9 protein-coding genes are annotated in these 10,365 nt (G+C 49.5%); 4 read left to right on the top strand and 5 right to left on the bottom strand.

What is annotated here, in order from left to right; genetic code table 11:
- Together V7D78_RS14640 and rraB are read left to right on the top strand one after the other, a co-directional pair.
- Positions 1 to 552: chemotaxis protein CheB (locus tag V7D78_RS14640; RefSeq protein ID WP_333609199.1), on the top strand; the 552-nt coding region annotated here is incomplete at its 5' end.
- An 88-nt stretch (positions 553 to 640) separates the two neighbouring features.
- Positions 641 to 1,015, top strand: a complete 375-nt coding sequence (gene rraB, locus V7D78_RS14635) for a ribonuclease E inhibitor RraB (RefSeq protein ID WP_333609198.1) — start codon at positions 641 to 643, stop codon at positions 1,013 to 1,015.
- Positions 1,016 to 1,069: 54 nt separating this feature from the next.
- Here the strand turns inward: rraB and V7D78_RS14630 are convergent, their stop codons facing one another.
- From V7D78_RS14630 to V7D78_RS14615, 4 genes are all read right to left on the bottom strand, one after another.
- Positions 1,070 to 2,827: a sensor domain-containing diguanylate cyclase gene (locus V7D78_RS14630; RefSeq protein ID WP_333609197.1), complete on the bottom strand. Its 1,758-nt coding sequence runs from the start codon at positions 2,825 to 2,827 to the stop codon at positions 1,070 to 1,072.
- A gap of 26 nt (positions 2,828 to 2,853) precedes the next feature.
- Positions 2,854 to 3,543 carry a substrate-binding periplasmic protein gene (locus V7D78_RS14625; RefSeq protein WP_333609196.1) on the bottom strand — a complete coding sequence of 230 codons (690 nt, stop codon included), beginning with the start codon at positions 3,541 to 3,543 and terminating at the stop codon, positions 2,854 to 2,856.
- A 107-nt stretch (positions 3,544 to 3,650) separates the two neighbouring features.
- Positions 3,651 to 5,402 (bottom strand): TIGR03545 family protein, encoded by a 1,752-nt coding sequence (locus tag V7D78_RS14620; RefSeq protein ID WP_333609195.1) that lies wholly within the window; start codon positions 5,400 to 5,402, stop codon positions 3,651 to 3,653.
- 10 nt (positions 5,403 to 5,412) lie between these two features.
- Complete coding sequence (locus V7D78_RS14615) at positions 5,413 to 5,904, bottom strand: TIGR03546 family protein (protein WP_333609194.1); 492 nt, start codon at positions 5,902 to 5,904, stop codon at positions 5,413 to 5,415.
- A 209-nt stretch (positions 5,905 to 6,113) separates the two neighbouring features.
- On the opposite strand from V7D78_RS14615, the gene V7D78_RS14610 reads away from it, so the two are divergent.
- Positions 6,114 to 7,178 (top strand): sulfate/molybdate ABC transporter ATP-binding protein, encoded by a 1,065-nt coding sequence (locus V7D78_RS14610; protein WP_333609193.1) that lies wholly within the window; start codon positions 6,114 to 6,116, stop codon positions 7,176 to 7,178.
- Positions 7,179 to 7,252: 74 nt separating this feature from the next.
- Entirely contained in the window at positions 7,253 to 9,091 is a 1,839-nt protein-coding gene (locus tag V7D78_RS14605) for an SLC13 family permease (RefSeq protein ID WP_333609192.1), read from the top strand.
- An 18-nt stretch (positions 9,092 to 9,109) separates the two neighbouring features.
- On the opposite strand, the gene V7D78_RS14600 is transcribed toward V7D78_RS14605, so the two are convergent.
- Entirely contained in the window at positions 9,110 to 10,138 is a 1,029-nt protein-coding gene (locus V7D78_RS14600; RefSeq protein ID WP_333609191.1) for a porin, read from the bottom strand.
- Between the last annotated feature and the right edge of the window lie 227 nt (positions 10,139 to 10,365).

The raw sequence follows: 10,365 nt of genomic DNA, 5'->3' as shown, positions 1-10,365 counted from the left end.
ACTGAAGCCATTAAGGCTGTGCTAACTGAAATGCCGGTTGATAGCCCGGGTATTGTCATTACCCAACATATGCCTCCGGGGTTTACCACTAGCTTTGCCAAACGGCTTGATGGGCTTTGCAGAATCATGGTGCTGGAGGCGCAAGGGGGGGAGCGTATTGTACCTGGGCATGCTTATTTAGCGCCAGGAGACAAACACTTAACCGTAGTGCGAAGTGGTGCAGATTACCGGATTGAATTAACTGATGGCCCCCGGGTATCTGGCCATAAACCCTCCGTTGATGTGATGTTTCAATCTGTGGCTGAGGCGGTAGGCGCTAATGCATTGGCCGTTATTCTGACTGGTATGGGTAAGGATGGCGCCGTAGGCATTCGCAGCATTGCCGAGCAAGGCGGCTTTACTATGGCACAGGATGAAGCCAGTTCACTTATTTTCGGCATGCCGCAAGAAGCAATTAAAACAGGTTGTGTTAAACAAATTGTGGCTTTAGATGAAGTAAGCTTGCGCCTTATTGGAGTGCTAAATCTGATGGGTAAAGATTATCGAATCTAGTGCCCATGAAGCAAACACTTACTGAAGCTTGATGCCGAGCTCGGCAACGACTACACTGCGCCAAACAGCACAGCAAAAGAGTAATAGCATGGAAAACTGGCAAGAATTTACCGAAGATACCATCGCCGCCTTATTAGAAGATGGCAGCGATCCGGATGCGCTTTATACCATAGAGCATCACTTTTACGACAAAGACTTTAACCAGTTAGAAAAGCTGGCGGTAGAGCTGTTTAAACTGGGCTATGAAGTGACCGACGCGGAAGAAGTGGAGTTTGAAGATGGCGGCAGCGCCTGGGTATTTGATGCCATTCGCGAGCAATCGCTGGATGTCGATGCCATTGTCATCGATGCGGTACGTCTGAGTGAGCTGGCGCAAAAGCACAAAGTTGAATACGACGGCTGGGGTACCTATTTTGAAGGTGAAGACGGCGAAGGCGACTTTGACGAAGACGATGAAGAATAAGTCAGTGCTGTAATAAAAAAGCCGCGTTAAGCGGCTTTTTTAGCGAAGATTACCTTATTTATGCCAAAGCACTACCTGATCCCGACCAAGAGACTTCGCTTGATATAGTGCTTTATCAGCTTGTTTTAGAACATCTTTTGCGCATGACTGTTCTTCATCAAACCTAGCAACGCCGATGCTTACGCTAATGTGAAATGGCTGGCTGTCCATGTTGTCAAACTGGTAACTGGCCACTGACTGGCGCAATTTTTCAGCCAGACTCAGGCAATCCTGCTCAGCGTTGACATTTGCCAGAATGACAAATTCTTCGCCACCTAAACGTGCAAAAAAATCAGTAGCCCGCAATTGCGAGTTAATTAACTGACTAAATTTTTGCAAAACCCTATCGCCGGTTTCATGTCCGTATTGATCATTAACATGCTTAAAAAAATCCAGATCAAGCAGCATGACAAATAGGTTTAGTCTGTTATCCCGAAGATAAAACTGCCAACTTTGCTCAAGTTGCTGCATAAAAGCCCGTCTGTTGGAAATGCCCGTCAATTCATCAGCCATAGCCATTGCGTGAAGCTGCTGCTGTAGCTGGATATTTTCAGTTATATCTACCAGTGTGCCCCCCAGGCGAACCGGTTTCGATGACAAATCTACTTCCGTAGCCGCGCCTTCGCACTGCATAAAACGCCAGCCTGCAGTTTGGTGCCGCATCCTGACCACCAGTTTTAAATTCTGGGTCTCGCCCTGCAAATAACGCTGCACTGTCTTGGTTAACGCCTCAATGTCATCAGCATGCACCAGGTTTTTCAGGTAACTCAGGGGATAGCGTTGCTCCTTCTGTTCATAGCCGAGGCTTTGCATGAGGTGTGCATTGGTATATAGCATGTCATCGGCCAGTCGGTAGTCCCAGATACCGGTTTGTGTGGCAGAAATGGCAAACTGCATCAACTCCGCTTTTAATCTGTTTTGTTCGGCACTGACAGAAATGATTAACGATGCCAGCCCCATGCTGGTGATATAAAACCAGGTCCCCAGTGTGGGGTTACTGATATTGGCAAAAATACCTGAGGCGTTGTAGACACTGAACACGGCAACCGCTGAGAAACTCACGACAACCCAGGAGGTGACAGTCAGATTGGTGCGCATGGCAATCCATAATAAACACACCATTGGCATAAGTGTCATGGTTATGGCGATGCCGGTTTGATCAAATACTAATACCTCAGCACCAATGACTAACAACAGCACAAATACCAGCAAATTTTCCGGTGCAAATAACGCGGTGAGTTTTTTTGTGTTATGCACTAATAACGCGATACCGAATATCAGCACTCCGGTAATGTCACCCAAAAACCAATTCCACCATGCAGTAAAAATGTCTGTGGTGGGCACAATACCAATCAGTGCTAAAAATGTGACACCCCATAATGCAAGTAAGGCGGAGCAAAGAACAATGGCTATTGCAACGAAACGCAACATGTCAGCTATCTGTTCTAATCGCGGGTCAAATTTCATCCGTGTTAACAAGTAACAGTGAGCCGTGATAATCAAAGCACTGCTAAAAGACAGAATGAGCGATTGAATGACAGTAAAATCTGAAGCCAGCATCTGCAAAACAAAGCCACCAAGAGCAACCGCAGGCCAAAGTCGCACACCCCATCGCAGCAACAGGGCTACCGCAATGCCAATAGGTGGCCAGATAAGGCTGATACCATAAGATAAATTGGCCAGCTCAATACCAACGTAGCCCGATACGCCATAACTCACACTGAGAATGACAAACTTCAGTAACCAGGGAGCTAAGTTTTGACGATCTGCCATATATAGAGTTGTAGGAGATAACAGCATCAAAGTATTACCCGAATATTTTCCAGCACAGTGTTCATTTTCTGAATGATATCTGGCGACATGTCAGCATTACAGGCCAACCATAGTTCAAAGGCTTTTTCACTGGTGGCAACAGGGTAAATGCGCATGTCATTCAAAGAGGCAATATAGGGGCCACCAATGGATCCGGCCAGCCAAAGATCAATGCGATTTAGTTGCAGCATGGCCAGGTTTACTGGGATCTCTGCTATACGCTCAATTTTTAAGCCTTGTGCTACACCATAGTCGGTGAAAGCATCGGCGGTTTGCCCGCCAATTCTTAGCTTACTTGCTTCAAAAAAGTGCGAATATTGCGGGTGATTCGGATCTGTACTAAACAATTGCACATATTCATGGCTTAAAGGTCCCACCCATTGATATAAGGCTTCACGCTCAGGTGTTCTAACCGCCGAATAAAAGCAGGTATTTGACTGGGTTTGGGTAAAAAGCTGCGCCCGACCCCAAGGTATGATTTCAAAGTGTCCCTGATAGTTAAGTTTGGTCAATGCCAGCTGAATAAGCTCAGTGTTAAGGCCTGATACCTTTCCCTCCAGACTAAAGTTCCAGGGTGGATATTCTTCTGTAAACAGATATAGCGCTATCTTCTCTTCAGACGAAGCGCGAGGTAAAAGGCATAGCAGCGATATAACTAATACTAAACAAAAACGCATATCATCCAACATACTGATTAGTTAAAAGCCTTTATTCAGTTTAGGTTAGAATGTGCTTATATCAACTGAGGCGGCTTTAAGTTTTTAGCAACATGGCCTGGTGACGCTTAGCCGCCGCCCAGCCGTGGGCGTAGCCGGTCGAGAAGCCGGTCTTTGGCTTCTTCTTTGGCATTGCCCATTTTGGCATTGAGCATTTGCTCAATGCTGTCTTGTAGCGATGCCGCTTCAGTGTCTTGTTGCTCTAATAGGCTCAGCCAGTCGCTCTGGTTGCCCAGCTGACTTTGCAGTCTTTGATCAAGCTGACTGCGTAAATCTGTTTGTAAGGCGGCGACTTTGGCTTTGGCTTCACCCATTAATGCATCGCCTATCAGGCTATCGAGGGATGAACGCACACTGACATCCGGGCTGCTGACCAGACCGCTGGCCGCTAACGACAGCGGAATTTGCCTTTGGCCATTTAACAGCCCGGCCAGTTGTTGCATATAGCGATTAGGGCTGTCTGCAAACTGTGCTTGTTGCAATACCAGCTGCGCTTGTTGATTTATCTGGTTATTAATCAGCTTAAGTGAGCCGGTAGAGTTCAGCTGGCCGGCGGCCAGCGTGAGCAGGGTATCACCACGGCCAATATCCATGCTTTGCAGCTGCCAGCCATCCAGTTGCCAGCTCAGGTTAGTGACCATCTGCTCTAAAATGGCAAAATCACCCTGTAGCTTAAAAGCCGCTAAGCGGGGTAACTGCTGCACGTCCAGCGAAAAGCGGCTGGCGGCGTCTATCAGCTGGTGCTGGGTGGTGAGATCGTGCATGGCCAGGCTGGCAGTGCCGCCACCAAGCAGTAAGTGAACCTGCGCCTGTTTAATCCAGACATTTGGATAAGGCTGGCGTGGCAGTGGTAAAATGCGGTTAGCCAGTACCGGGCCTGGCTCGGCCTGCTCGCTACTGCTTAGGCTGAAATCTTGTGGTAAATAGGGTTTTGCCAATAAATACAGGCTTTCCAGCTGGGCAATGCGCTGGCCCCAGACATCGCCTAATAAAATCTGGCTTAACGGTGCCAGGCCACCGTCACTGAGGTTGGCCAGTTGTTGTAACTGTTGCCAGTCGGCTGCGCTGGCATCGCGCAGCTCGGTGACAGCCTGTTGTAACTGCTGGCGGCTAAGTTGTAATTGTTGCTGCACCGCCCGTAATGTATCGCGCTCAGTGCGGACACTGTCTTGCAGCTGGCTTAGTTGTTGCGCTTTGGCGGCTAAATCGGCCGGGTTAGCAATACGGCTGCTGGTCAGCTCGCTAATCTGTTGTTGCAGCTCCTGCAGCCGGGCCTGATCGGGCAGTTGTGAGCGTAATTGTTGTAGCTGTTGTTGCTGGCTTTTAGCTTGTGCTGCCAGCGCTTCACCCTTAGCCAGGGTTTGCAGGTTGACCCGGGCGATTAACTGCTCTGCATCGGGTAAATCCAGCTGCAACATGGCGGCCAGATCAATTTTATCGCCCTCATCGGCCAGGTCCCCGCGATATACCTTACCCTGACGGCGGCGTTCAGTGCCAAAGGCCAGGCCTTCCACCGTTAGATCATTGATCACGTAATAGCCCAGCAGCGCTGGCCACAGCTCTAAGGCGGCGTTTGCCTGGCTAAAGCTGACACTGTTATGGCTGGGGTTCGCTTTGTCAGTGACTTGCAGCTCGCGGATCGTCAGCGCCAATGGCGCCAATGACAGTGATACCTTGTCGATGTTGACTTCGGCACCCATGGTTTTTTCAAGGCTGAACACCATGCCGGCGCGAATAAGGCTGCCGGCCAGTAAGTAGACTAACGCTAGTATGGCGGCAGTGAGTGAGATAAAGATTAACCAACCCGATTTACGAATCATCTGCCGCTCCTTAATTTAATTTTTCGTACAGCTGCACCAGCTTGCTGGCTTTGAGCATTTGCACCAGTTTGAACTGTTGCACCTTGCTCATCACTTTAGTGCGGTATTGACGCACCAGTTGCTGGCTGAGCCAGGCTACCGGCCACAGCAGCAAGGTCCCCAGCACAAAGGCGCCCAGAACTTGCGTGTGGTGTAAGTGTAATAATTGCAGCGTTTCGGTATTGGCCAACAGATTAAGCAAGGCCGGTTGTTGCGCCAGTTGCCAGGTAAGGGCTTCTAAGGCATCACCAAAGATAAACATCAGGCCACTGCACAGGCCCCAGACCAGTAAAAAAGCAGATAAATTAATGGTAAACAGGCACACCACCAGTAGCACCAGCAGGCTGAGTAAACCAAAAGGCAGCAAGCCCGCTAACAGGCCAAGGGCAATGGCCCAACCTATTTGCCAGGGAGAGGCTTCTGAATTCAATACTTTTAATATCCGGGCGAGCAGCGTCAGCATAGGGCGTCCTTAATAGTCACGAGCAGTGATGAGCTATAAGGTACCAGCAGAGGCAACGTTTGTCAGCACTTGGCATGACTGTCATCTCATATATCATAAAGTAATCAAATTAGTCGATATCAGTATTTTTAATTCTTAAAAAGGCTGGCTATGATGGCAGTAGATTAGCGGTGTTACCGGCTAGCGCAGATAAAAGAGCAGAGGGGCTGATGAGTATCCGGATTGAAGGCATTAATAAGCGCTTTGGCGACTTTGTGGCGGTGGACAATGTGAATCTTGACATTAAAACCGGAGAGCTGACGGCGCTGCTGGGGCCTTCTGGCTCGGGCAAAACCACCTTACTCAGGATCATCGCTGGCCTGGAGCACCCAGATAGCGGGCTGATTCACTTTAACAGTGAAAACATCACCGGCCAGCATGTTAGCGAGCGGGGTGTCGGCTTTGTGTTTCAGCACTATGCGCTGTTTAAGCATATGACGGTATTTGAAAACGTCGCCTATGGCCTGACCGTAAAACCGAGAAAATTCCGACCGCATAAAGCCGAGATTGCCAAAAAAGTGCATCGCTTACTGGAGCTGGTGCAACTGGACTGGACAGCCGATCGTTATCCGTCGCAGTTATCCGGTGGCCAGCGCCAGCGTATTGCACTGGCCCGGGCCCTGGCGGTAGAGCCTAAAGTATTATTACTGGACGAGCCCTTTGGTGCGCTGGATGCCAAAGTACGGGCCGAGCTGCGCCGCTGGCTGCGCCGGTTACACGATGAAATTCATGTGACCAGCGTCTTTGTCACGCACGATCAGGAAGAAGCGCTGGAAGTGGCTGATCGCATCGTCGTCATGAACAAAGGCCGTATTGAGCAAGACGGCACCCCCGAGCAGGTTTACGACAACCCGGCTAACCCCTTTGTTTATGAGTTTTTAGGCAATGTGAATTTATTCCATGCCAGGGTTAAACAGGGCAAAACCACCATAGGCGACGTGCAACTGGCGTCGCCTGAGCACACCAATGGCGAGGAGCAGGACGGTTTTGCCTATGTGCGGCCTCATGAAATTGATGTGTTTAACGCGCCGCTCGCCGACAGCCTGAAGGTAACACTGGATTTAGTGACTATCGTCGGCCCTGTAGCCCGCTTAGAAGTCCTGACGGATACTGAGCAGCAACTGATCCAGATAGAACTGCCGAAAGAGCAATTTAAGCAACTGGCGCTGGCGCAAGGCGATACGGCCTGGATCCAGCCGCGCTACTCTAAGGTGTTTTTGGGCGAAGGCATTTAAAGCGCACAGATCTGAAACGGTTTTTGGTTTACTATCGGGCGCATTGTATCGTGATGTGATAACAGGAGCCCCCAATGAATACAGAGCTGCTGCTGGTGCTGGCAATGCTGCTGCTTTGTATGGGCTGTTTTGCTGCCAATAAACCCCGTACCGATGTGGTCGCACTAATCGTATTGGTGGTGTTCCCGCTGACCGGGGTGCTGAGCGTACAACAAACGCTGGCAGGCTTCAGTGAACCTGCGGTTATTCTTATCGCGGCGCTCTTTGTGGTGGGTGATGGCTTGGTACGTACCGGTATTGTCTACCGTTTAGGCGATTGGCTGGTGCGGGTGTCCGGCAACAGTGAAGCCAAATTACTGGTATTACTGATGCTGTCGGTAGCCTTGCTGGGTTCCATTATGAGCTCAACCGGCGTGGTCGCCATTTTTATTCCGGTGGTATTAAGCATTTGCGCCAGAATGAACATTGCTCCTGGCCGGCTGATGATGCCGTTGGCCTTTGCCGCTTTAATCAGCGGCATGCAAACGCTGGTGGCTACCCCGCCCAATATGGTGGTAAACAGTGAGTTGCAACGCCAGGACCTCGATGGATTTCACTTTTTTAGTTTTACCCCCATTGGCCTGGTGGTGCTGGTGCTGGGGGTGGGCTATATGTTGCTGGCGCAGCGCTGGTTAAAACCGCAGTTAGCGCCGGGGCAAAGTGGCGCACCACGGCTGACCCTGAGCGCTCTGGCAGAAAATTACCAGCTAAAAGAGCGTGAGTTGCGAATGAAGGTATTAGCCCACTCGCCGCTATTGAGCCAGCAGCTAAATGAACTGGCGCTGCGCAAAGACTATGGCATTAATGTGGTGGCGGTAGAGCGACAACAAAAACTTCGTACCTTGTTGCTTAATGCAACCGGCAATACGCTGGTAGAGCCCGGCGATACACTGTTGGTGGACCTGATTTACCCCGGGCAAGACTTGCTGCAACGCTGTCAGCAACTTGGTTTAGAGCCGCAACCCCTGTCCCATTCTTACTACTCGCTACATGCCCATGAGTTAGGGCTGGCTGAGGTGGCCTTTCCGCCGGAGTCGTCGCTGCCGGGTAAAACCATTCAACAACTGGCGTTTCGAAGCCAATACAAGCTAAATGTGGTGGGGTTGCGGCGGCGCGGTGAGGCCCTGTTGGGGGTGTTGGTAGATGAAAAACTGCAGGCCGCCGATAAATTACTGGTGGCCGGTAACTGGCGGGATATTCATAACCTGCAACAGCAAAGCCGCGACTTTTTGGTGCTGAGCCTGCCGGCAGAAGTGGATGAAGTGACACCTGCGGCCAGCAAAGCGCCTCATGCGATTTTTTGTCTGGCACTGATGATAGTGCTGATGGTAAGCGGTGTAGTGCCTAATGTGATTGCTGCGCTGATCACCTGTTTGTTGATGGGCGCTTTGCGCTGTATTAATTTAACCAGTGCCTATCAGGCCATTCATTGGCCCAGCTTAATTTTGATTGTCGGTATGTTGCCCTTTGCGCTGGCATTGCAGCAAACCGGCGGCATTGATTTGGCCGTAAGCAGCTTAATTTACTTACTTGGTGAGCAGGGCGACTACGCGCTGTTAGCCGCCCTTTTTGTGCTGACCGCAATAACCGGTTCTTTTATATCCAATACGGCCACCGCGGTGTTAATGGCTCCGGTGGCGGTGTCGTTGGCGAATATGCTGGGCGCATCGCCTTATCCCTTTGCCATGATGGTGGCATTGGCGGCATCTGCCGCCTTTATGACGCCGGTGTCATCGCCGATTAATACGTTGGTGCTGCAACCGGGTAAGTACAAATTTATCGACTTTGTGCGCATAGGCACACCCTTTACCTTGCTGGTTTTACTGGTCAGTGTATTTTTGGTGCCACTGTTGTTTCCACTGTATCCGGCATAGTTTGGTCTTATGCAGGTATTAAAAGCTGTACACTATACCCAGAGACAAGCCACTGTTATCTTCACCGGTAATGGCTGGCACAGCCGTACCACGGCCACCACCAGACACTGAGTAGCGGCCAGCGTCATCATTAGAGGTGATACCCAGTGCCGCATACAGTGTTAGCCCTCTGGCTAGATTACGGTCAATACCAATTACCGCCAGAGTTGCGCCGCTATTCGGGCTGTCATTATCGCTAACCTGATAAACCTGACCACGTAAAACATATTGATCCAGCCGGTAGCTGGCACCGACACCATAGACATGGCGATCACCGCCAGGAATATCACTGGCTTGCTGGAACAGCGCGGTTAAGCGTACTTTATCGTTAATGTCATAAAATGCACCCAGACGCAGGGCTTTAGGATCATCGCCATCGATGCCTTCAAAGCTTTCGTAAGCGGCGGCCAGATACAGGCCTTTTACTTCATAGGTTAAGGATGTACTGTAAGATTCACGGATATTGTCCACCGTTGAGCCTGTAGTATTGTGTGGCGTGTAATGATAGGCCCAGCTGATGTTATTAAACTTGTTACTCTCATAAGCAATACCGTTTTTAAAACGCTCATCAAACACGTTGCCGATATTGCTGCCGCCGGTGTTGATGCGGGTCAGGTTCCGGATATCGCCAATGCGATCTCCAAACTGGTCAACTTTGCCACGAATAATTTTTAAGGGGGTATCAAACTGCCCCAGTTTTACTGAACCAAAATCACCACGCAGACCAACAAAAGAATCGCGATCAGCAAACTGGCCACTGCCTTCATCAAATCGAATGGTTTGCTCCAGCTGTACAAAAGCTTCCAAACCATTATCCAGTTTAGTGCTGGTTCGAAAACCCAGTCGGCTTGAGTTGCTCGACACATTAGTGCCACTGTCAATGCTATTCTCCAGATGATCTAACGATAAATGAGCACGACCATAAATGCTGATGGTATTTGCCTGTGCCTGGACAGACAGGGCCAACAAAATGGCGCTGGTCAGTACGGTACGAGTAACATATTTCATAAAAAGTAGTCCTGTGTGGGATAAGTTATTTTTAGTTTTGGGGGGCAATGCTGCTGTGGTAGAACTAATTTAATATATTTAATAAATTTGAAAATCTGATTTTATATTCTTTCTGGTTATATGTATTAACTGTTTTTATTGTTGCAAGCTGGCATTCAGTAACGAGCTATTTGCCGCCATTTAAGTGCATCAGGTAATTTAAAATTGTGCTTTAGATAAGCTTGCTG

Origin of the sequence: Arsukibacterium sp. (genome assembly GCF_036735525.1) — a bacterium.
Classification (GTDB): Bacteria; Pseudomonadota; Gammaproteobacteria; order Enterobacterales; family Alteromonadaceae; genus Alishewanella.
This window is presented reverse-complemented; position numbering and strand designations above follow the sequence as displayed.

Excerpts from the sequence above, each read along its gene's own strand:
- rraB (WP_333609198.1), top strand. The coding sequence starts at position 641 with ATGGAAAACTGGCAAGAATTTACCGAAGATACCATCGCCGCCTTATTA.
- V7D78_RS14630 (WP_333609197.1), bottom strand. The coding sequence starts at position 2,827 with ATGGCAGATCGTCAAAACTTAGCTCCCTGGTTACTGAAGTTTGTCATT.
- V7D78_RS14625 (WP_333609196.1), bottom strand. The coding sequence starts at position 3,543 with ATGCGTTTTTGTTTAGTATTAGTTATATCGCTGCTATGCCTTTTACCT.
- V7D78_RS14620 (WP_333609195.1), bottom strand. The coding sequence starts at position 5,402 with ATGATTCGTAAATCGGGTTGGTTAATCTTTATCTCACTCACTGCCGCC.
- V7D78_RS14615 (WP_333609194.1), bottom strand. The coding sequence starts at position 5,904 with ATGCTGACGCTGCTCGCCCGGATATTAAAAGTATTGAATTCAGAAGCC.
- V7D78_RS14610 (WP_333609193.1), top strand. The coding sequence starts at position 6,114 with ATGAGTATCCGGATTGAAGGCATTAATAAGCGCTTTGGCGACTTTGTG.
- V7D78_RS14605 (WP_333609192.1), top strand. The coding sequence starts at position 7,253 with ATGAATACAGAGCTGCTGCTGGTGCTGGCAATGCTGCTGCTTTGTATG.
- V7D78_RS14600 (WP_333609191.1), bottom strand. The coding sequence starts at position 10,138 with ATGAAATATGTTACTCGTACCGTACTGACCAGCGCCATTTTGTTGGCC.